At 68.4% G+C, this 21,196-nt stretch carries 16 protein-coding genes and 1 tRNA gene; 6 read left to right on the top strand and 11 right to left on the bottom strand.

Going from position 1 to position 21,196, the window contains the following annotated elements; translation table 11 throughout:
• Positions 1-99 precede the first annotated feature (99 nt).
• Positions 100-176 (bottom strand) — tRNA-Met (locus tag SCI24_RS10765).
• A gap of 85 nt (positions 177-261) precedes the next feature.
• On the bottom strand, positions 262-1,227 hold the full coding sequence (locus tag SCI24_RS10770) for a choline ABC transporter substrate-binding protein (protein WP_318725365.1): 966 nt from the start codon (positions 1,225-1,227) through the stop codon (positions 262-264).
• Between the two features lie 183 nt (positions 1,228-1,410).
• Between SCI24_RS10770 and betI the strand changes: the two genes are divergently transcribed.
• From betI to SCI24_RS10790, 4 genes are all read left to right on the top strand, one after another.
• The gene (gene betI, locus SCI24_RS10775; RefSeq protein ID WP_318725366.1) at positions 1,411-2,016 is read left to right on the top strand and encodes a transcriptional regulator BetI; all 606 of its coding nucleotides are present in this window, start codon (positions 1,411-1,413) and stop codon (positions 2,014-2,016) included.
• A 12-nt stretch (positions 2,017-2,028) separates the two neighbouring features.
• Positions 2,029-3,498, top strand: a complete 1,470-nt coding sequence (betB, locus tag SCI24_RS10780; protein WP_318725367.1) for a betaine-aldehyde dehydrogenase — start codon at positions 2,029-2,031, stop codon at positions 3,496-3,498.
• A gap of 137 nt (positions 3,499-3,635) precedes the next feature.
• On the top strand, positions 3,636-5,339 hold the full coding sequence (gene betA / locus SCI24_RS10785) for a choline dehydrogenase (protein ID WP_318725368.1): 1,704 nt from the start codon (positions 3,636-3,638) through the stop codon (positions 5,337-5,339).
• A 329-nt stretch (positions 5,340-5,668) separates the two neighbouring features.
• A complete protein-coding gene (locus SCI24_RS10790; protein WP_318725369.1) occupies positions 5,669-8,131 on the top strand; it encodes an acyl-CoA dehydrogenase in 2,463 nt (820 codons plus the stop codon).
• A gap of 49 nt (positions 8,132-8,180) precedes the next feature.
• Here the strand turns inward: SCI24_RS10790 and SCI24_RS10795 are convergent, their stop codons facing one another.
• The 4 genes from SCI24_RS10795 to SCI24_RS10810 all read right to left on the bottom strand — a co-directional run bounded on the left by SCI24_RS10795 (position 8,181) and on the right by SCI24_RS10810 (position 14,089).
• Positions 8,181-10,079 carry an SLC13 family permease gene (locus SCI24_RS10795; protein WP_318725370.1) on the bottom strand — a complete coding sequence of 633 codons (1,899 nt, stop codon included), beginning with the start codon at positions 10,077-10,079 and terminating at the stop codon, positions 8,181-8,183.
• Positions 10,080-10,210: 131 nt separating this feature from the next.
• Entirely contained in the window at positions 10,211-11,017 is an 807-nt protein-coding gene (locus tag SCI24_RS10800; protein ID WP_318725371.1) for an enoyl-CoA hydratase-related protein, read from the bottom strand.
• Positions 11,014-13,206 (bottom strand): acetate--CoA ligase family protein, encoded by a 2,193-nt coding sequence (locus tag SCI24_RS10805; protein ID WP_318725372.1) that lies wholly within the window; start codon positions 13,204-13,206, stop codon positions 11,014-11,016. The genes SCI24_RS10800 and SCI24_RS10805 overlap by 4 nt, the downstream gene beginning before the upstream one ends.
• Positions 13,207-13,282: 76 nt before the next feature.
• A complete protein-coding gene (locus SCI24_RS10810) occupies positions 13,283-14,089 on the bottom strand; it encodes an enoyl-CoA hydratase/isomerase family protein (RefSeq protein WP_318725373.1) in 807 nt (268 codons plus the stop codon).
• A gap of 246 nt (positions 14,090-14,335) precedes the next feature.
• Here SCI24_RS10810 and SCI24_RS10815 point away from each other — a divergent pair, with 246 nt between their 5' ends.
• Complete coding sequence (locus tag SCI24_RS10815; RefSeq protein WP_318725374.1) at positions 14,336-15,253, top strand: MurR/RpiR family transcriptional regulator; 918 nt, start codon at positions 14,336-14,338, stop codon at positions 15,251-15,253.
• 114 nt (positions 15,254-15,367) lie between these two features.
• Here the strand turns inward: SCI24_RS10815 and SCI24_RS10820 are convergent, their stop codons facing one another.
• Both SCI24_RS10820 and SCI24_RS10825 read right to left on the bottom strand, forming a co-directional pair.
• Entirely contained in the window at positions 15,368-16,345 is a 978-nt protein-coding gene (locus tag SCI24_RS10820; RefSeq protein WP_318725375.1) for an NADPH:quinone reductase, read from the bottom strand.
• Positions 16,346-16,427: 82 nt separating this feature from the next.
• Positions 16,428-17,012, bottom strand: a complete 585-nt coding sequence (locus tag SCI24_RS10825) for a hypothetical protein (protein ID WP_318725376.1) — start codon at positions 17,010-17,012, stop codon at positions 16,428-16,430.
• Positions 17,013-17,161: 149 nt separating this feature from the next.
• Between SCI24_RS10825 and SCI24_RS10830 the strand changes: the two genes are divergently transcribed.
• Complete coding sequence (locus SCI24_RS10830) at positions 17,162-17,917, top strand: glycerophosphodiester phosphodiesterase family protein (RefSeq protein WP_318725377.1); 756 nt, start codon at positions 17,162-17,164, stop codon at positions 17,915-17,917.
• Positions 17,918-17,987: 70 nt separating this feature from the next.
• Here SCI24_RS10830 and SCI24_RS10835 read toward each other — a convergent pair whose 3' ends face one another.
• The 3 genes from SCI24_RS10835 to SCI24_RS10845 form a co-directional block, all read right to left on the bottom strand.
• On the bottom strand, positions 17,988-19,403 hold the full coding sequence (locus SCI24_RS10835; protein WP_318725378.1) for a xanthine/uracil/vitamin C permease: 1,416 nt from the start codon (positions 19,401-19,403) through the stop codon (positions 17,988-17,990).
• Positions 19,404-19,762: 359 nt separating this feature from the next.
• Positions 19,763-20,530: an ABC transporter ATP-binding protein gene (locus SCI24_RS10840; RefSeq protein WP_318725379.1), complete on the bottom strand. Its 768-nt coding sequence runs from the start codon at positions 20,528-20,530 to the stop codon at positions 19,763-19,765.
• Positions 20,530-21,196: iron ABC transporter permease (locus SCI24_RS10845; RefSeq protein ID WP_318725380.1), on the bottom strand; the 667-nt coding region annotated here is incomplete at its 5' end. The genes SCI24_RS10840 and SCI24_RS10845, both read right to left, overlap by 1 nt.

Genomic DNA, 21,196 nt, shown 5'->3' on the forward strand with positions numbered 1-21,196 from the left:
CAAGCGGGGATTGGCACCGCGCGCCCTCGCGAGGCGCACCGGGCATCATAGAAAAGCGCCCGCCAGGGCAAGGCCTGGCGGGCGCTTTTCTATGGGTCCTGGTGGCTACGCCCTGATTCGAACAGGGGACCCCATCATTATGAGTGATGTGCTCTAACCAGCTGAGCTACGTAGCCTTATCAACGGCTTGCCCGACCGCAGCCGGGCAACGGGGAGGGATTATGCACGCGGGCCCGCCGCATGGCAAGCCCGCGTGGCCCCTCACGCCTCGATGTCGAGGGCGCGCTTGACCGCGGGCAGCGCCGGCTCGCCCTCGCGGGTCTCGACGCCCTCGAGCCAGGCCTCCAGGACCTCGGGATTGGCCTGCAGGTAGGCGCGGGCGGCATCACGGGGATCCTCGCCCTCGTCCATGATCTGGCCCATCAGCTGGTTCTCCATCTCGAGGGTGAACTCGAGGTTTTCCAGCAGCGCACCGACGTTGGCGCACTCCTCGACATAGCCGCTACGGGTATTGGTGTAGACGGTGGCGCCGCCGAGGTCGGGACCGAAGTAGTCATCGGCACCTGACAGGTAGGCCATGTCGAAGTTGGTGTTCATCGGATGCGGCTCCCAGCCGAGGAAGACCATCCACTCCTCATCCGGCACCCGGGCGCTCAGCTCGGCGAGCATGCCGGCTTCGCTGGAGTCGATCAGCTGCCAGTCACCCAGGCCGAAGGCGTCGTCGTCGATCATCTGCTGGATCAGCTGGTTGCCGTCGTTGCCGGCCTCGATGCCATGGATCCGGCTGTCGAACTGCTCGGCATGCTCGGCGAGGTCTTCCACCGAGGTGACGCCGGCATCGTGGACATACTGCGGCACCGCGAGGGTGTACTTGGCGCCCTCGAGGTTGGCCCCCAGGCGATCGATATCGCCATCCTCGACATAGGGATCACTGATCGAGGCCATGGAGGGCATCCAGTTGCCCAGGAAGACGTCGAAGTCGCCGTTCTTCATGCCCTGGTAGGCGATGGGCACGGAGACGGTGTCGATGCGGGTGTCATAGCCCAGCGCCTCGAGTACCTCGGTGGTGAGCGCGGTGGTCGCGGTGATGTCGGTCCAGCCGACCTCGGCGAAGCGGACGGTCTCGCAGCTCTCGGGCTCGGCGGCCTGCAGCGGCGAGACGGAGAGACCGAGGGCGGCGGCACCGAGCCCCAGGGTCAGGCGACGGTTCAGGTTGCGGGTGAGCATGGAGACACTCCTCTTGTGGGACTTGAAGTATAGCCGCGGTGGCAGCACCACGAGCCAGCCGTATCCTTTGCCAGGCTCTTTATTGATTGAACGTTCAATAAAGAAATGGCAAGCTGTACACATGGTAACCATGCTTCATGTGGTGGTTGCAAGATCAATTCCCCGGGAAAGGAGCCAGCAACGGTGCCCAAGGTTGGAATGGAACCCATCCGCCGCCAGCAGCTGATCAAGGCCACCATGGCGGCGATCGACGAGGTCGGCCTGGCCGATGCCACGGTGATGCGCATCGCCCGCCACGCGGGCGTCTCCGCCGGCATCATCAGCCACTACTTCGGCGGCAAGGACGGCCTGCTGGAGGCCACCATGCGCCAGATTCTCAGCGACCTGGGCGAGGCAGTGGCGGCGCGCCGGCGCGATCTCACCAGCACGAGCCCCCGGGACCATATCGGCGCCATCATCGACGGCAACTTCGACCGCAGCCAGGTCACCGGGCCGGTGGCCAAGACCTGGCTGGCCTTCTGGGCCAGCAGCATGCACAAGCCCGAGCTGGCGCGCCTGCAGCAGGTCAATGACCGGCGCCTCTACGCCAACCTCTGCCACCAGTTCCGCCGCCTGATGCCCCGTGACGAGGCCCGCGCCTGTGCCCGCGCGCTGGCCGCCCTGATCGACGGCCTGTGGCTGCGCGGTGCCCTGACCCTCGAGGGCCTGGACAGCAACGAGGCGCGTCGCCTGGCCCGGGACTACCTCGATCGCCTGCTCGACAGCCGAGACACCCTTTCCCCTTCCTGAATGGAGGTCACCATGCCATCCCTCGAGACTCAGACCCTCTACATCGACGGCCGTCGCACGGCCGCCACCTCCGGCGAGACCTTCTCGGTGGTCAACCCCTACGACGGCTCGCGTCTCGCCGAGGTGCAGCAGGCCGCCGAGGCGGACGTGGATGCCGCCGTGGCCGCTGCCCGCAAGGGTCAGCGCACCTGGGCGGCGATGACCGGCATGGAGCGCGGCCGCATCCTCAACCGCGCCGTGGCGCTCCTGAGGGAGCGCAATGACGCGCTCGCCGAACTCGAGACCCGCAACACCGGCAAGCCGATCAGCGAGACGGCGGCCGTGGACATCGTCACCGGCGCCGACGTCCTCGAGTATTACGCCGGCCTGGCAGCGGCCATCGAGGGCAGCCAGATCCCGCTGCGCGAGGACTCCTTCGTCTACACGCGTCGCGAGCCGCTGGGAGTGATCGGCGCCATCGGCGCCTGGAACTACCCCATCCAGATCGCCTGCTGGAAGAGCGCCCCGGCACTGGCCGCCGGCAACGCCGTGGTCTTCAAGCCCAGCGAGGTCACCCCGCTGACCACCATGCGGCTCGCCGAGATCTTCACCGAGGCCGGGCTGCCCGACGGCGTGTTCAACGTCATCCACGGCGACGGCAGCGTCGGTGCCCTGATGACCGGGCACCCCGGCATCGACAAGGTCTCCTTCACCGGGGAGGTGGGGACCGGCAAGAAGGTGATGGCCGCCGCCGGAGGCTCCACCCTCAAGGACGTCACCATGGAACTGGGCGGCAAGTCGCCGCTGATCGTGTTCAATGATGCCGACCTCGACCGCGCCGCCGACGCCGCCATGATGGCCAACTTCTACTCCAGCGGGCAGATCTGCACCAACGGCACCCGGGTCTTCGTCGAGAGCGCTGTCAAGGAGGCCTTCGAGACGAGGATTGCCGAGCGCGTGGCGCGCATCAGGGCCGGCGACCCGCTGGACCCCAGCGTCAACTTCGGCCCCCTGGTGAGCTTCGAGCACCAGGAAAAGGTGCTCTCCTACATCGCCCTGGGCAAGCAGGAAGGCGCCACGGTGCTGGCTGGTGGCGAGGCCTGGAACGACGGCGAGAAGGCCAAGGGTGCCTGGGCGGCCCCCACGGTATTCACCGACTGCACGGACGAGATGCGCATCGTGCGCGAGGAGATCTTCGGCCCGGTCATGGCGATCCTGGCCTTCGATGACGAGGAGGAGGTGATCCGCCGCGCCAACGCCACCCACTACGGGCTGGCCGCCGGGGTCTTCACCGAGCGCCTCAACCGCGCCCACCGGGTGATCCACCGCCTGGAGGCGGGCATCTGCTGGATCAACACCTGGGGGGAGTCCCCCGCCGAGATGCCGGTGGGCGGTTACAAGCAGTCCGGCGTGGGCCGCGAGAACGGCCTCGAGACCCTGGCCCACTACACCCAGACCAAGTCGGTGCAGATCGAGATGGGCCCCTTCGAATCGGTCTTCTAAGACTAGCATCGCCTATTGCCTCGCCCACCCCACCTGCCCGGGGCGCGGGGCAGGTCGTCGCGAGGGGCCGTCCCTGACGCCCTCGCGACGGCCTGCCGCCGGAACCGCCCCGTAGAGAAGTTGCCTCGGGAGACTCCATGTCACAAATCCGTGAATTCGACTACATCATTATCGGCGCCGGCTCGGCCGGCAACGTGCTGGCCACTCGCCTGACCGAGGACTCGGACGTCTCGGTGCTGCTGCTCGAGGCCGGCGGTCCCGACCACCGCTTCGACTTCCGCACCCAGATGCCGGCGGCCCTGGCCTATCCGCTGCAGGGCAAGCGCTACAACTGGGCCTTCGAGACCGACCCCGAGCCGCACATGGATGGCCGGCGCATGGAGTGCGGCCGCGGCAAGGGGCTGGGGGGCTCCTCGCTGATCAACGGCATGTGCTACATCCGCGGCAACGCCCTGGACTACGATCACTGGGCCAAGGCGCCGGGCCTCGAGGACTGGACCTACGCCGACTGCCTGCCCTACTTCCGCAAGTCCGAGTCCCGCGTCATCGGCCCCGACGCCTATCACGGCGGCGATGGGCCGGTGAGTGTCACGACCCCGAAGGAGGGCAACAACCCGCTCTATCGCACCTTCATCGAGGCGGGCAAGCAGGCCGGCTACCCGGAGACGGAGGACGTCAACGGCTACCAGCAGGAAGGCTTCGGCCCCATGGACCGCTTCGTCACCCCCAACGGCCGGCGCGCCTCCACCGCCCGCGGCTACCTCGACCAGGCGAAGGGGCGGCCGAACCTGACCATCGAGACCCACGCCCTTACCGACGTCATCGAGTTCGAGGGCAAGCGAGCCGTGGGCGTGCGCTACTTTCTCAAGGGCATTCGCAAGGGCGAGGTGCGCCAGGCCCAAGCCCGCCGCGAGGTGCTGCTGTGCGGCGGCGCCATCGCCTCGCCGCAGATCCTCCAGCGTTCGGGCGTGGGCCCGAAGGCGGTCCTGGACGAGTTCGGCATCGCGCCGGTGCAGGTCAACGACAACGTCGGCGCCCACCTCCAGGACCATCTGGAGATGTACATCCAGTACGAGTGCACCCAGCCGATCTCGCTCTACCCGGCGCTGAAGTGGTGGAACCAGCCGAAGATCGGCGCCGAGTGGCTCTTCCTCGGCAAGGGCGTGGGGGCCAGCAACCAGTTCGAGGCGGCGGGCTTCATCCGCAGCAACGACCAGGAAGCCTGGCCCAACCTGCAGTACCACTTCCTGCCCATCGCCATCAGCTACAACGGCAAGAGCGCGGTGCAGGCCCACGGCTTCCAGGCCCACGTGGGCTCCATGCGCTCCGAGAGCCGCGGCCGCATCCGCCTCACCTCCCGGGCCCCGGAGGCCGCGCCGAGCATCCTCTTCAACTACATGTCCAGGGAGAAGGATTGGCAGGAGTTCCGCGATGCCATTCGCCTGACCCGCGAGATCATCGCCCAGCCCGCCTTCGACGCCTACCGTGGCCGCGAGATCTCGCCGGGGCCGGACGTGCAGTCCGACGCCGAGCTGGATGCCTTCGTCAAGGCCCATGCCGAGACCGCCTACCACCCCTGCGGCAGCTGCCGCATGGGCGAGGGCGACGATGCGGTGGTGGACGGCCAGGGTCGGGTGCACGGCGTGGAGGGGCTCAGGGTGGTGGACGCCTCGCTCTTCCCGCAGATCCCCACCGGCAACCTCAACGCGCCGACCATCATGCTCGCCGAGAAGATCGCAGACCGCATCCGCGGCCGCGAACCGCTGCCGAGAAGCGACGCTCCGTACTTCGTGGCGGGCGACGCCCCGGCCCGCGGCGAGCCCCAGCGCCGCCTCGACTGACAACGCCAGTGCCTTGGCACCCCTGCGCCCCGCCCTGCCCTGCAGCGCGGGGCGTTTTTTGGATTACCGAATGTTGCAAATGACTACCATGCTCGAGGCTTTTCCGGCGACAGGCGCTTCGGGGAGGCGCAATGAATCCTTCCCTGGACGCCACCTCGGTCATCCCTGATCCTCGGACCTCCTCTTCGGCCTATCCCCGGCGCCTATCGCTCCTCCTGAAAGCCTTAATAAGGAGTCATGCCACTGGCCGGTTGCAAGGATGTGAGCTAGTCTGCAAGAATTCAAACATCTGTTCGAATTCTTGCCGTCGACAACAACCGGAGTCCCCCATGCTCACCCTGATCCTGCTGCTCGCGGCCATCATCGGCCTGCTCGCGGTGATGCGCCGCGAGGCGGGCGCCCTGCCCGCCCTGGCCGTGCTCGCCGTCACGGGCCTTGCCAGCCTGCTCGCCGCCTCCGCGGTGCTCGGCGTCATCCTGCTGCTCGGCGCCCTCGCGGTGGCCGCGGCCGGCCTGCCGGCGCTGCGCAGCAAGTGGCTGACCCCTCGCCTCTTCGCCCTGTTCAAGAAGGTCTCGCCGAAGGTCTCCGACACCGAGCGCACCGCGCTGGAGGCCGGCACCGTGGCCTGGGACGGCGAATTGTTTACAGGGCGTCCCGACTGGCAGGCGCTGCTCGCGTACCGCGACGAAGGGCTAACGGAGCAGGAGCAGGCCTTCCTCGACCACCAGTGCAGCGTGGCCGCCGGCATGTGCAATGCCTGGGAGATCGCCAGGGAGCGCGCCGACCTGCCCCAGGAGCTCTGGGACTACCTCAAGCGGGAAGGCTTCTTCGGCATGATCATCCCCCAGGCCTACGGCGGCCTCGGCTTCTCCGCCAAGGCGCAGTCCCTGGTGCTGCAGAAGCTCTCGGTCAGCGAGACGCTGATGGTCACCGTGGGCGTGCCCAACTCCCTGGGCCCGGGCGAGCTGCTGCTCAAGTACGGCACCGAGGCCCAGAAGGACCACTACCTGCCGCGGCTGGCCGACGGGCGCGAGATCCCCTGCTTCGGCCTCACCGGCCCCCGTGCCGGCAGTGACGCCACGGCCATTCCCGATACCGGCGTGGTCTGCCGCCAGGAGGTCGACGGCGAGCAAGTGCTGGGCCTGCGCCTGAACTTCGAGAAGCGCTGGATCACCCTGGCGCCCATCGCCAGCGTGGTGGGCCTGGCCTTCCGGCTCTTCGACCCCGACCACCTGCTGGGCGATGAGAGCGATCGCGGCATCACCCTGGCACTGATCCCGCGCGACACCGCGGGCATGGAGATCGGCCGCCGCCACCACCCTATCGGCAGCCCCTTCCTCAACGGCCCCATCAAGGGCAAGGACGTCTTCGTACCCCTCGATACCATCATCGGCGGGCCCGAGATGATCGGCCAGGGCTGGCGCATGCTGGTGGAGTGCCTCTCCATCGGCCGCTGCATCACCCTGCCCTCCGGCGCCACCGGGACCGCCCGCTACGCCCTGGGCTGGAGCGGCGGCTTCGCCCGCATCCGTCGCCAGTTCAACGTGCCGGTGGCCGAGATGGAGGGGGTCCAGGAACCGCTGGCGCGCATGGCGGCGCTGGCCTATGTCTCCCGGGCCGCGGTCTACCAGACGGCCAACACCATCGACCACGGCGAGAAGCCGGCGGTGCCCTCGGCGATCCTCAAGAGCCAGCTCACCGAGTTCCAGCGCCAGATCCTCGGCGACGCCATGGACATCCACGGCGGCAAGGCGGTGACCCTGGGGCCACGCAACTATCTCGGCATCGGCTACAGCGCCAACCCGGTGGCGATCACCGTGGAAGGCGCCAACATCATGACCCGCAACCTGATGATCTTCGGCCAGGGGGCGATCCGCTGCCACCCCTACGTGCTCGAGGAGCTGGCCGCCAAGGATGCCGACGACCTGCAGGCCTTCGACCGTGCCTTCTTCGGCCACGCCGGGCTGATCTTCGGCAACGCCGCCCGCGCCCTCACCCAGGGCCTGGGAATCGGCCGGGCGGACGTACCCTTCGACGAGGTCGCCGCGCCCTATGCCCGGGACGTCGCCCGCCTCTCCGCCGGCTTCGGGCTGTGCGCCGATGCCGCCATGGCGAGCCTCGGCTCGACCCTCAAGCAGCGGGAGATGCTCTCGGCGCGCCTCGGCGACGTGCTCTCCAACCTCTACCTCACCTCGATGACGCTCAAGCAGTGGCACGAGGGCGACAAGGTCGAGGGCGAGGCGGCCCTGCTGCACTATGGCTGCCGCTTCCTGCTGGGTCGCGCCGAGCAGGCGCTGGACGAGCTCTTCGACAACCTGCCGAGCCGCGCCCTGGGCCGGCTGCTGCGCATCGTCGTGATGCCCGCCGGCCGCCGCTGGAAGCGCCCCCAGGATGCCCTGACCCGCGAGATCGCCCAGGCCGTCTCCCGCGACACGGCGCTGCGCCGCTACCTGCTGGAAACCACCTGGCAGGAGAACGACGGCAGCCGGGACAACCCCCTCGCCCACTATAACGCCCTGCTCGCCACCCAGGAGCGCGCCGAGAAGCTCTACCGCCAGGTCCAGAAGGCCCATGCCAAGGGCGAGCTGCCGGCGCACGCCCTGCACCCCGAGCAGAAGGTGGAGGAGGCAGCCAGAGCCGGCATCATCAGCGAAGACGATGCCACCTTTATGCGCGAGCGCGAGGCCGAGGTGCTGGAGCTGCTCAGCGTGGACGATTTCGACTACGACGCCTTCGTCACCGACAAGTCCCGGGTCCTGTGGCATACCGAGGAGCCGTCGACCATGGCCTGACCGGTCACCACGCCACCCTCCCGCCTTGGCCATCGGCCGGGGCGTTCTGCTAGAGGGGCCAGACCATCAGGATCATGGGAATGGCCACCGCCACCACCACGACCTCCAGCGGCAGGCCCATGCGCCAGTAATCCCCGAAGCGATAGCCCCCGGGGCCCATCACCAGGGTGTTGGACTGGTGGCCGATGGGCGTGAGGAAGGCGCAGGAGGCACTGACGGCCACCGCCATCAGGAAGGGATCCAACGACACCTCGAAGCCGCGCGCCAGGCTCGCGGCGATGGGGGCCATCAGCACCGCCGCCGCGGCATTGTTGATGATGTCGGAGAGCATCATGGTGATCACGAAGAGCCCCACCAGGGTGACCACCACCGGCCACTGTCCGCCCCAGCCCAGCAGGGAATCGGCGATCAGCGCCGCCCCGCCGCTGGTCTCCAGCGCCTCACCTACCGGGATCATGGCGCCAAGCAGCACCAGCACGGGGCCGTCGATCGCCTGGTAGCCCTCCCGCAGCGGCAGCACCCCCACCAGCAGCGAGACCAGGGCCGCCGAGACGAGCGCCACCGCCGCGGGCAGCACGCCCAGCAGGATGGCCAGGATGGCCGCGGCGAAGATGGCCAGGGAGGCCAGCAGCAGGCGCGGCTGCCCCAGGGAGAGGTTGCGGCTGGCCAGCGGCAGGCAGCCCAGGGTCGCCAGGCTCTCGGAGAGCTCACTTTCGCCGCCCTGCAGCAGCAGCACGTCCCCGGGCCGGAAACGGATATCGCGCAGGCGCTGCTTGAGGCGGCCACCGTCGCGGGCCACCGCCACCAGGTGCAGGCCGAACTGGTTGTGCAGGCGCAGCTGGCCGACGGTGCGATTGACCATCATGGAGTCGTTGCGCACCACCGCCTCCACCAGCTGCAGCCCCTCGGTATCAACGCCCTTCTTTTCTTTCTCCTTACCCTTATCCTTCTTGTTCTTCTTTTCGTGCTCCTCGTCACGCGACCTTTCCTGCGCCGCCTTTTCCGCCTCCCGCGCGTCGTCCTCGTCCTTGGCCTGCTGCGTCGCCTCGTCCTTCTCCTCGGGCTCCTTGCCCACGCGAAGCCCCGCCTTGTCCTCCAGCAGCTTCATCTCCTCGGGGCCGGCCTCCAGCAGCAGGATGTCGCCGGCCCGCAGCTCACCGTGGAAGGCATGGCCGGCGCGGCGCTTCTCGTCGCGTACCACGGCCAGGACCGGGATGGTCTCCTCCAGGGCATCGTGCAGGTCACGCAGCGTCCAGCCGTTGGCCTTCGCCTCCTCGTCCACCTCGAGCTCGACCAGGTAGTTGGCGGTGTCGAACATCTCCTCGGTGGTGGCCTTGCCGGCTCGCTGGGGTACCAGCCGCCAGCCGATCAGCAGGATGAAGGCGAGCCCCGCCAGGGCCACCGCCACGCCCACGGGGGAGAAGGAGAAGAGCCCGAAGGAGTCACCGGTGACGGAGCCCCGGTAGCTGGCGATGATGATGTTGGGCGGGGTGCCGATCAGGGTGGTCAGCCCGCCCAGCAACGAGCCGAAGGCCAGTGGCATCAGCAGCAATGACGGCGAGGTGTCATGCTCCCGGGCCAGGCGCATGGCGACCGGCAGCAGCAGTGCCAGGGCCCCGACGTTGTTCATGAAGCCGGAGAGCACCACCACCGTCCCGGTCAGCGCGGCCAGCTGGAGGAAGAGCCGCTCACCGACCCTGAGCACCTGCTGGGCGATCACGTCCACCACGCCGGAGCGCTCGAAACCGCGACTGAGTACCAGCACCGCGGCCACGGTGATCACCGCCGGATGGCCGAAGCCGAGGAAGGCCTCCTCGCCCGGCACCAGTCCCAGGATCACCGACCCCAGCAGCGCCGAGAGGGCCACCAGGTCATAGCGGAAGCGCCCCCAGACGAAGGCGGCAAGCGTCAGCCCCAGGACAATGAAGACCAGCGTGCTGTCGGCCATGACACCTCCCTGTCCCTTCATGGAGACTCAAGCACACCAGCCGCGGGGCAGAAATGCCAGTCCTTTCATCGTTCCCGGAAGCGAAGACCCCGGCCTGGGCCGGGGTCTTCGGAACTGACGGCTGGTGTCGCCTACTTCCTGGCCATCTTCTCCAGCATGGCATTGACGGCCTCGAGGTGCTCGGGCTCGTTATGGCACATGCCCTGGAAGGTCGCGCAGAGGTCGAGGAAGTCGGGCAGCTCCATGCGGCTGCCCATCTTCATCAGCCGCTTGGTCAGGCGCGTCGCCTTGGGCGGCTGGGCCGCCATCTGCCCGGCCATCTCGCCGACGCGCTCGAGCAGCGCCTCGGGCTCGGTGACCTCCAGCACGATGCCATACGCCTTCGCCTCCTCGGCATCGATCACCCGGCCGGAGAGCGTCAGCTCGAAGGCACGCTGGTAGCCGATCAGCCGCTGCATGAACCAGGCACCGCCGTCACCGGGGATGATGCCCAGGTTGAGGAAGGTCTCGCCGAACTTGGCCTTGCGGGAGGCGATGCGCACGTCGGCCATGTTGGCCAGGTCGAAGCCGGCGCCGATCGCCGGGCCGTTGACCGCGGCGATGATCGGCACCTCCACGCCCTGCAGGGCCAGCGGGATACGCTGGATGCCCCGCCGGTAGCGGCTGGCGACCTCGGCCACGTCGCCGGCGAAGTCGCCGCCACGCTCGGCCATGTCCTTGACGTTGCCCCCCGCGGAGAACGCCGAACCTGCCCCGGTGATGACCAGCACGGAGACCTCGTCGCAGGCATTGACCCAGTCGGCCACGGCCACGATGTCATCCACCAGGGCAGTGCCGGTCAGGGCATTGCGCACGTCATGGCGGTCCAGGGTCAGGGTGGCCACCCGCCCCTCCAGCGTCAGGCGGGCATCGGTCAGTTGCGGTTGGCTCAGGCTCATGCTTGGGCGTCCTCGTCGGTGGCAGGGCTGTCACGGTCGACGATAACGCGGGCATCCACCACCGCATAGCCGTCGGCGTTGACGATCACCGGGTTGAGGTCGAGCTCCTTGAGGTCCGGGTAGGCGTCGACGATGCTCGACACCTTGAGCAGCAGGTCGACCAGCGCCTCCTTGTCCACCGCGGACTCGCCGCGCACCCCCTCGAGGATCCGCTTCGCCTTGATCTGCTCCACCATGGAGCGGGCATCATGGCGCGACAGCGGGATGGCGCGGAAGGCGACGTCCTCGAGGATCTCGACGAAGATGCCGCCGAGGCCGAACATCAGCACCGGCCCGAAGATCGGGTCGCGGATCACCCCGACGATCACCTCCACGCCCTTCTTCGCCATGGGCGTCACCAGCACGCCCTCGATCTCGGCCTTGGCGTCATAGGTCCTGCAGGAATCGAGGATCGCATTGCGGGCATCCTGCATGGCGGCCTCGCCCACCACGTTGAGCCTCACGCCGCCGGCGTCGGACTTGTGCAGGATGTCCTTAGAGACCACCTTCATCGCCAGCGGCGTCTCACCAAGCGCTGCCGCTGCCGCGGCAAGCTCGGCCTCGTTCCTGACGACTCGCTCCTCCGGGACCTCGACGCCGTGGTCGCGCAGCAGCTGCTTGGCCTCGTACTCGAAGAGGTCACGCCCCTCGGCCCGGGCCTGGCGGAACATGGCGGTGAGCTCGGGACGGGCATCCACCGGCGTCTCGCGGGCCTGACTACGGGTCTGCGCCAGGTACTGGCCACGCTCGCCCAGTGCCGAAAGCACCCGCACCGACTGTTCGATGGAGGCGTAGACCGGCAGGCCAGCCTCGTGCAGGCGACGCAGCGCCGGCGGCTTGATCGGCGTATAGAGGCTGTAGATCACCAGCGGCTTCTCGGTGGCGTTGGAGAGGTCCACCATCGCCTCGGCGCCGCGCATCTCGTCGCCCAGCAGCGACTCGGCAAAGCGGATGCTGTAGCCGCCGAACATGCCGACCAGGAAGACGCTGTCGACGTTGTCATCGGCGGCGACGATCTCCATGCAGGTGGCGAGCAGCGAGGGGTTGGCATCGGTGGAGCCGGCCACGTCCACCGGGTTGACGGTGGACGCCTGGGGGAAGAGCACCTCCCGGAGTTTCGCCCGGGTGGCCTCGGAGAGCTCGGCGAGCTCCAGGCCCGCTTCGGCCAGGCGGTCGGAGGCGATGGTAGCCTGGCCGCCGCCGTCGGAGATCACCGCCACCCGCTTGCCGCGGGACTTCTGCAGCAGTCCCAGGCCCTCGGCCACCGGCAGGATCTCGTCGGAGTACTGCACCACGCTGACCCCGGACTGTCTGAGCAGGTCCACGGTCATGGCATAGCTGCCGGCCAGGGCGCCGGTGTGGGAGCTGGCGGCCTTCTGGCCCTGCTCGGTGGAGCCGGACTTGTAGACCACCACCGGCTTCATGGCCGTGACGTCACGAGCCACCTCGAGGAACTTGCGCCCGTCCCGGAAGCCCTCCACGTAGAGGGTGGCCACCCGGGTGTGCTCGTCCTCGCCCAGATAGCGCAGGTAGTCGTTGAAGCCGATGTCGCTCTGGTTGCCGGGGCCCACGTAGGTGGAGAAGCCCACATGGCCGTTGTGCTGGGCCTCCAGGGCCAGCGACAGCAGCATGTTGCCGGACTGGGAGATGATGCCCACGTCGCCCGGCCTGACGTTATCCAGCGCCAGCAGGTTGATGTGGTGGTGCAGGTTGAACACGCCCGAAGTATTGGGGCCGATGATGCGCACCCCGTGCGCCTCGGCCTTGGCCATCATCTCGCGCTCGAGCGCAGCCCCCTCACCGCCGACTTCGGCGAAGCCGCTGGCGAGTATCACCGCCCCCTTGATGCCGCGCCGGCCGCACTCGGCGATCAACCCCGGGACAGTCGCCGCCGGCGTGCAGATCAGCGCCAGCTGGGGATTGCCGGGGATCGCCGTGACCGAGGGCCAGGCCTTGACCCCGAGGATCATGTCGGCCTTGGGGTTCACCGGATAGATGTCGCCGCGATAGCCGTCCTTGATCAGGCCGACCATGGCCTTGTAGCCCCGCTTGGTGGGGTCGGCGGAGGCGCCGATCACCGCGATGCCGGTGGGCGCCAGGATATCGTGCAGCGGGCTGCGGGTCGGGAGGTGTCCTTCGATGGGATTCATGTGTTGCTGACCTTGACCGCAAGGGTCGTTGAACGGTGACGACGGGCCCGGCCACTGGCCGGGCACGGAAGAGACATTACTTGCCCTGGAAGCAGGGCGTGCGCTTGTCGGCGAAGGCGTCGACGCCCTCCTGCCAGTCCTCGGTGGTGGAGCAGGTGAAGACCGCATCGAGTTCCTGCTGCAGCTGGCTCTCCAGGTTCGTGTCACTGCCCTGGTTGACCAGCCGCTTGAGCATGGCGATGGAGACCGGCGCCTGCTTCGCCAGCTCGCCGGCCAGGGCCCGGGCCTCGTCGAGCAGGGAGTCGGCGGTCCAGCTGGAGGTCGCCAGGCCGATGCGGGCGGCTTCCTCGCCATCGATGCGCCGGCCGGTGAAGAGCAGCCGGCGCGCCTGGGCCAGGCCCACCAGCTCGGGCAGGAGCTTGGAGACGCCGCCGCCCACGCAGGTGCCGATGCTGGTCTCGGGGAAGCCGATCTGGGCATCCTCTGCCATCAGGATGAAGTCGCAGGAGACCGCCATCTCGGCGCCGGCCCCCAGGGCATAGCCGTTGACGGCGGCGATCACCGGCTTGTTGAGGCGCAGGATCGCCTCGCAGACGTCGTTGCCCAGCTGCAGGTACTGGCGGCGCTGGAACAGCGAACGCTTGGCACTGCCATGCTCCTTCATGTCGGCGCCGACACAGAAGGCGCGACCCTCGCCGGTGAGGATCACGGCACGGATATCGACCTCGGCGGAGGCGACGGCGAGGGCATCGAGCAGCTCGGTATACAGCGACTCGACCACCGCATTGAGGCGATGGGGCCGGTTGAAGCGGATCTCCATCACCTGGCCGTGGCGCTGGGTGATCAGGGTCTCGTAGGCGGGATGCTTGGTGGAGTGGCTCATGTCGGGCTCGGTCGTTCCTGGAGTGGCTGACGAGGAATGAAACAAACGTATCAGTCACTATGACAATGAGGCACGTCTGTTTTGCAGGCATCCTAGACGAAGGTCCCGAGAGACGTCAATACACCTGTGCCATTGTTTTTTGTCATGGGAAACAGTTGTTTCATTCATGGCGACCCGCATGCGCTACAATGCGCGCTGCCACGAGATGGGCGGATGCCATCAACATGATCAGCTGAGGAGAACCGCGTGCTGGAATCGCAGACCCCGAGCCAGGAGGCGCTGCCGGAGGCCCCGGCGGGACTGGATGCCGTCAATCAGCAGCTGGCCGAGGCGTATCCGGAGCTGAGCCCGCAGCTCAAACTGGCGGCCGGCTACGTGCTGGAACACCCGGTGGAGATCGCCTTCCAGTCGATTCGCAAGTCGGCCGCCGCCGCCGAGGTCACGCCCTCGACGCTGATGCGGCTGGCCAAGCGGCTGGAGTTCGAGAGCTACGAACAGTTCCGCGAGGTGTTCCAGTCGGCGGTACAGGCCGGCCCGGTGGAGCTCTCGGGACGGGCCAGCCAGCTGCGCAACCTGGCCAGCCAGACCGACGATCAGGTGTTCCTGGACGTGGGAGACGCGGCCTTCGACAACATCGGTCGGCTGTTCACCGCCGACAACCAGAAGAAGGTCCGCGAGGCGGCCCGGCTGCTGCTGGACGCCGGCAAGGTGGCGGTGGTGGGCTTTCGCGACACCTTCGCCTGTGCCTACCACTTCGCCTATGTGGGGCGCATCGCCATGCCCGACATCCACCTCATCCGCGGGCAGGAGGGTGGCCTGCTCACCGAGCTGGCCCCCTTCGGCGAGGGCGACGTGGTGATCGCCTTCGGCTTCGAGCCATACTGTGCCGAGACCATGCGGGCCCTGGAGATCACCCGTGCCAATGGCGTGAATGCCATCGTGGTCACCGACACCATGCGCTCGCCGCTGGTCCCCGGGGCGAGCATCACCTTCCCGGTGGCCAACGCCACGCCGCACTTCTTCCCCTCGATCCTCTCGGCGATCACCCTGATCGAGGTGCTGCTGGCCGAGTGCGTGGCCTTCGGCCCCGACGACCTGGTCGACAACGTGGCACGCTTCGAGTCGCGGATGCGGGAGATGGGGGCCTATGTGGAGAATTCCTGAGGGCCGAGGGGCAAGGGGCAAGGGGCAAGGGGCAAGGGGCAAGGGCAGAATTGAAGCAACTGGGGCAAGCCGCATGGGATCCTTGCGGCTTGCCCCTTGTGCCTTGGGGCTTCTTCAGGGAAGGAGAATGGTGGACCCGGTGGTCTGCCGCCCTTGGAGCGCCTCCTGGGCCTTGCCCGCCTCCGCCAGCGGGTAGCGCTGGCCAATGTCGACCGTCACCTTGCCGCTCTCCAGCATCTCGAAGAGCTCGCCGGCCATCCACTCCAGCCGCTCGCGGGTGTCGGCATAGCCGTTGAGGCTCGGCCGGGTGACGAACAGCGACCCCTTCTGGTTGAGGATGCCGATGTTGACCCCCTCCACGGGGCCCGAGGCGTTGCCGAAGCTGACCATCAGCGAGCGCGGCTTGAGGCAGTCCAGCGAGGTCTCCCAGGTGTCCTTGCCCACCGAGTCGTAGACCACGTCACACATCGCGCCATCGGTCAGCTCGCGCACCCGCGCGACGACGTCCTCCCGGGTGTAGTCGATGGTTGCCCAGGCGCCGTTGCGCTCGGCCAGCGCCGCCTTCTCCGGCGAACTGACGGTACCGATCAGCTTCACGCCCAGCGCCCTGGCCCACTGGCAGGCGATGGAGCCCACGCCACCGGCGGCGGCGTGCCAGAGGATCGTCTCGCCGCCCTTGAGCTCGCGGGTCTGGCGCAGCAGGTACTGCACGGTCAAGCCCTTGAGCATGCTGGCGGCGGCGGTCTCGACGTCGATGGCGGCGGGCAGCGCCACCACCTTCTCCGCCGGCAGCACATGCTGCTCGGCATAGGCGCCCAGCGGCCCCTGGGCATAGGCGACCCGGTCCCCCGGCTTGAGGTGGGTGACGCCCTCGCCCACTGCATCCACCACGCCGGCCCCCTCGGTGCCGAGGCCGGAGGGCAGCGACGGGGCCGGATAGAGGCCGGTGCGAAAGTAGATGTCGATGAAGTTGAGGCCGACGGCCTGGTTCCTCACGCGGACCTCGCCGGGCGCCGGCTCGGCCGGGGCGACGTCGACGATCTCGAGGACCTCGGGCCCTCCGGTGCGAGCGAACTGGATGCGCTTGGCCATGGAAGTGCTTTCCTTGTGCTGCCTTCGGGATGGGCCCACCAGTCAAGCGCCGTGCCCCCCCCCGGGTCAAGTCGCGCCGCACTCAGAGCGTGGCGGGAAAGGTTTCCAGGCCGCGGATGAAGCGCGCCTTGTAGTCATCGAACTGCTTGCGGTCGCGCTTGAAGGACTGGATCACCGCCGCCTCGTCGAAGGTCAGCGCCCGGGGCAGGTCGTCGAGGGAGGTGGCGGGATGCTTGGGACCCAGGCCGATCCGCACTCCGGCCTTGCCGTCCAGCCAGCGGGTGATGCCGGCGTCGCGAAAGCGTGCCTCCTGCTCGGCATCCCGGGCATCGACCCGCAGGGGGGCCTTGAGCGCCAGTTCGGCGACCAGGCGCTCGGCCGGCCGCGCCACGCCCTCCTGTTGCGGGTCCTGATCAAGCTCGGCCAGCAGCATCACGGTCATGCTGCTGCCGAGCTCGTCGAGCACGAGCAGGGCCAGCGCCACCGGGCGCGACTGGTCATCCACCAGCGCCAGCACCCTGGCCGCCTCCTGCTCGACCAGCACCCCCAGGGTACCGGCGAAGGTGGCCAGCGGCCTGAGACCCGCCTCCTGGCCATACGCCTCGGCGCACAGCCGGGCCAGGCAGGCCTCGCGCTGCCGGGGATTCTTGATATGCACGACTCTCATCTCACGCTCCTCGCATCGTCGGGTCCGGCACCATCACCAGTGTCGAAATCGCGCAGCCTACCATATCCACATCATGGCGGATGGCGATACGCTATAGGCCGTTTCCTCGCCGCCAGCGGACGGCGCCTCGCAGACCAGGACGACCGTGCATGCCTCACCCCGACATCCCCCTGCCCCGCCTGATCGCCCACCGCGGCCTCTCCGCCCATGCCCCGGAGAACACCCTCGCCGCGGTGCGCGCCGCCCACGCCGCGGGCGTCGCCTGGGTGGAACTGGACGTGCAGCTGCTCGGTGACGGAACCCCGGTGATCTGGCACGACGCCAACATCCGGCGCTGCTCCGATAGCCGCGGACGCCTGGCCGACCTCGACCTGGCCGCGGCACGCCGGCTCGACGCGGGCAGCTGGTTCGGCGACGCCTTCCTGGGCGAGCGCATGGCCACCCTCGGGGAGATGCTCGCCCTGCTCGACGAGCTCGAAATGGGGGTGAACCTGGAGTTGAAGGTGAATCGCGGTCGCGACCCCCACCCCCTGGTGGAGGCCGCCCTGCCCCCGCTGATGGAGGCGCTGCCGCCGGCGCGCTGCCTGGTCTCCTCCTTCAACGACACGGCCCTGACCCTGGCGCGCGCCCTGGCCGGGCCCGAGACGCTGGCGCTCGGCGTGCTCTTCGAGGCGATCGGCCGCGACTGGCGCCGTCATTGCGAGCCGGTGCAGGCCTACAGCGTGCATGCCGACTGGAAGCGCCTCAAGCAGTCGCGCGTTCGCGAGGTCGTCGAGGCCGGCTATCGGCTGCTCTGCTACACGGCCAACGATCCCACCGCCTTCGCCCCGCGCTGGCAATGGGGGGTCGAGGCGGTGATCAGCGACGACCCGGCGCGCTTCCTCGATCATCTGCCCGACGCCTGACCCCCCTTCCCCACCGCAGGCGGGCCGCCTCGAAAGGCGGCCCGCAACATGGCAAGACTCGTGTGCACGATCAGCGCGTGACGGGCTCCGGCTCGAGGCCATCGTCCGTTTCCACCGCCATGTCGTCTTCCACGGCGATCGGCTCCTCGGGTTCGGCGATGCGCGCCCGGCGCGACCGGTGCTCGACCATGAAATAGAGCACCAGGCCGACACCCAGCCCCCAGGCGGCACCGTGGGTCGCCAGCACCACCCCCATGATGCCGGCCACGCCCATGGCGGTCGCATTGCGGATCTGCTCCACCGCCACGGCGATGCAGAGGTAGCCGGTGATCAGCAGGGTGATCGACAGGGCGATGGGCAGCACCGGCCGGAACAGGGTGATCAGTGGCAGCATGAACAGCGCCAGGAAGCCGACGATCCAGAACACCGAGGCGCCGGAGTAGATGGTGTCCATGGCCTTGCGCCCGTAGCGGTAGCGCTCGGCGATGGTCGCCATGGCACCGGTGAACAGCGGGCCGGCCAGCCCCGGATAGGGGGCGAGGAAGGCGTGCATCAGGTTGCGCAGGCCGGTGATCAGGTGAACGCGATCGACATTGACCTCGATCTTCTCGTCGGGCCGCAGGTGGTCGACCCGCTTGATCAGGCTCTGGCCGACGATGATGTCACCGAAGGCGATGATATAGGCGATGACCGCCGTGGGGATCGCGGCCAGAAGCAGCTCCAGGCCCGGCAGCCCGACCGCGAACGGCAGGTAGCCCCAGATACCGGCGAAGTCGGGAATCGCCATGCCCCACTCGATCTCGGGCAGCGGGTACTCGCCCACGCCCCAGCCGATAGCCATGGTCACCAGCATGCCCGGCACCATGCCGTAGGCGGCGATGTTGCGCGCCCAGCGATGCTTCTCGGCGAGGTCGCGAAACGACAGCGAGAAGAGCACATAGAGGGTCACCAGGCCGCCGATGCCCAGCGAGATCGGCGTGTTGTAGAGGCGTCCGCCGGCGCTGATCTCGCCGCTGATCGCGGCGATGCCCGCCCCCAGCAGGATGCCGGCCTTGATCGAGTCGGGAATGTTGTTGACCAGTTTCGAGCCCAGCCGGGTCACCGCCATGAACAGGAAGATGGCTGCCACCATCAGCTGCAGGGCCACCATGGCGCGGATCGCCTCGGGGCCGGGCGTGAAGTCGCTCAGGAACAGCAGTACCACCGGGATCGCGGGGGTGATCCAGCCGGCAATGAAGGGCACGCCGAGCAGCGGTGGCAGGATGAAGCCGATGCCGCAGACCACCACGAAGGCCAGCGCTACCTCGTAGGGCACCCCCAGGTATTGCTCGAGCAGCGGGATCATGCCCATGGCGATGACGAACATCACCAGCGCCTGGACGGTCTCGGGGATCTCCCAGCGGAAGTGGATGAACGGCAGGCGCAGCTTGAAGGGGCCGAGGGGCCAGTAGGGATGTTCTTCACCGTATTCGCGTTTGAGCAGCACGTCGGTTCCTCATCGTTTCGGATTGGGCATGAGCGGTCCTCGTCGAGCATTGTTGTTGTTGGCCATGGCCGTTTTACGCAGGTGCAGCAAGAGAGGACATTCGACCTTCTATCGAACGGTGGGCGGCGTGAGCGTCACTCGATGTCGACAATCATCACCTCACCCGCCGCCCACCAAGCAAGATGGCGGCATGGAGCCGATCGAGTTCCGGCATGTTGTCGACACTTTCCCGGAAATATTGACGACGTTTACGTCAACGTCATCCATGGGTGACGAGACGGCAACCCGTGCCCGAGCGGCAGGAAAACCGACAGGGTTGATGCCAGCGCCGTGCGGCGGGCACGACCAAAGTGCAAGGCTCAGGGCACGGCGACGAACACCCTCGCGCCTTCCACCTCGGCACTGGCCAGGCGCTGGCCGTAGAGGCGCTCGAGGGCTGCGGGGACCAGCATGCTCTCCGCCGGGCCCCAGCAGGCTTCGCCGTCCGGGTAGAGCAGCAGCAGGTGATCGCACCAGCGAGCGGCCAGGTTCAGGTCATGCAGGCACAGCATCACGGCGTGGCCGTCGGCCGCCTGCCCGGCCAGCAGGCGCATCACCGCCACCTGATGGTGAAGGTCCAGATGATTGGTGGGCTCGTCGGCGAGCCAGACGCCCGGATCCTGTGCCAGCAGGGTGGCGATCGCCAGCCGCTGGCGCTCGCCACCGGAGAGGGTAGCCACCTGGCGCCCACCCAGCTCGGCCAGGTCGAGTCGCGCCAGGGCGCGATGGGCCAGCGCCAGGTCCTCGGCGGTTTCCATCTGCCACGGCGAAAGCCAGGGATGGCGGCCGATCAGGGCGGTCTCCTCCACCGTGGCAGGAAAGCCGTCGTGATGCTCCTGGAAGACCAGCCCCAGGCACTGGGCCAGACGGCGGCGGCGCAGGCGCGTCAAGGGCACGCCATCCACCTCGATCCAGCCGGCGCACGGCGAGCGCAGGCCGGCCAGGGTATGCAGCAGGGTGGTCTTGCCCGCGCCATTGGGTCCCAGCACGCCCCACACCTGGCCCGGCAGCACGGCGAGGTCCAGGGGGGCCCCGCCCTTGCGGCCCGGCACGTCGATGACCAGCCCGCGGGTCTCCAGGCGACTCATCAGCGGCTCCGATGCAGCAGGTAGAGGAAGACCGGCACGCCGAGCAGGGCGGTGATCACCCCCACCGGCAGCTGCTCGGGGGCGATGATCGTTCGCGCCAGGGTATCGGCCAGCACCAGCAGGGTGCCGCCGGCCAGGGCACAGGCGGGAAGGATCAGCCGCTGGTCGTTGCCCAGCGCCAGGCGCAGCAGGTGCGGCACCACCAGCCCCACGAAGCCGATGCTTCCGGCCGTGGTCACGGCGACGGCGGTGACCAGGCTCGCCAGCAGGTAGACCAGCCACTCCAGCCGTCGGACCGCCACGCCCAGGGCCGCCGCCTGCAGCCCGCCCCGTGCCAGCACGTTGAGGCTTCGCCCGAGCGGCACCACCAGCAGGCAGACCAGGCCCAGCAGGCCCAGCGCGACGCCGGGGCCCCGCGCATTGGCCAGGTCACCCATCAGCCAGTAGAGCATGCCCGGCAGCTGCCGGGACGGGGTGAGCGACAGGATCAGGGTGATCACCGCCCCCCAGCCGGAGGCGACGACCACCCCGGTGAGCAGCAGCCGCGAGGGGGTCCAGCTGCCGGTCCCATGGGCCAGGCCGAACACCAGCAGGGTTGCCGTCAGGGCGCCGGCAAAGGCCGACCCCGAGACCAGGGCGCTGCCCAGCCCCGCCAGCATCGCCAGC

Origin of the sequence: Halomonas sp. (assembly GCF_033549285.1) — a bacterium.
Classification (GTDB): domain Bacteria; phylum Pseudomonadota; class Gammaproteobacteria; order Pseudomonadales; family Halomonadaceae; genus Halomonas.

Coding starts and splice junctions, on each gene's coding strand:
- SCI24_RS10770 (WP_318725365.1), bottom strand. CDS start 1,227: ATGCTCACCCGCAACCTGAACCGTCGCCTGACCCTGGGGCTCGGTGCC.
- betB (WP_318725367.1), top strand. CDS start 2,029: ATGCCATCCCTCGAGACTCAGACCCTCTACATCGACGGCCGTCGCACG.
- betA (WP_318725368.1), top strand. CDS start 3,636: ATGTCACAAATCCGTGAATTCGACTACATCATTATCGGCGCCGGCTCG.
- SCI24_RS10790 (WP_318725369.1), top strand. CDS start 5,669: ATGCTCACCCTGATCCTGCTGCTCGCGGCCATCATCGGCCTGCTCGCG.
- SCI24_RS10795 (WP_318725370.1), bottom strand. CDS start 10,079: ATGGCCGACAGCACGCTGGTCTTCATTGTCCTGGGGCTGACGCTTGCC.
- SCI24_RS10800 (WP_318725371.1), bottom strand. CDS start 11,017: ATGAGCCTGAGCCAACCGCAACTGACCGATGCCCGCCTGACGCTGGAG.
- SCI24_RS10805 (WP_318725372.1), bottom strand. CDS start 13,206: ATGAATCCCATCGAAGGACACCTCCCGACCCGCAGCCCGCTGCACGAT.
- SCI24_RS10810 (WP_318725373.1), bottom strand. CDS start 14,089: ATGAGCCACTCCACCAAGCATCCCGCCTACGAGACCCTGATCACCCAG.
- SCI24_RS10820 (WP_318725375.1), bottom strand. CDS start 16,345: ATGGCCAAGCGCATCCAGTTCGCTCGCACCGGAGGGCCCGAGGTCCTC.
- SCI24_RS10825 (WP_318725376.1), bottom strand. CDS start 17,012: ATGAGAGTCGTGCATATCAAGAATCCCCGGCAGCGCGAGGCCTGCCTG.
- SCI24_RS10830 (WP_318725377.1), top strand. CDS start 17,162: ATGCCTCACCCCGACATCCCCCTGCCCCGCCTGATCGCCCACCGCGGC.
- SCI24_RS10840 (WP_318725379.1), bottom strand. CDS start 20,530: ATGAGTCGCCTGGAGACCCGCGGGCTGGTCATCGACGTGCCGGGCCGC.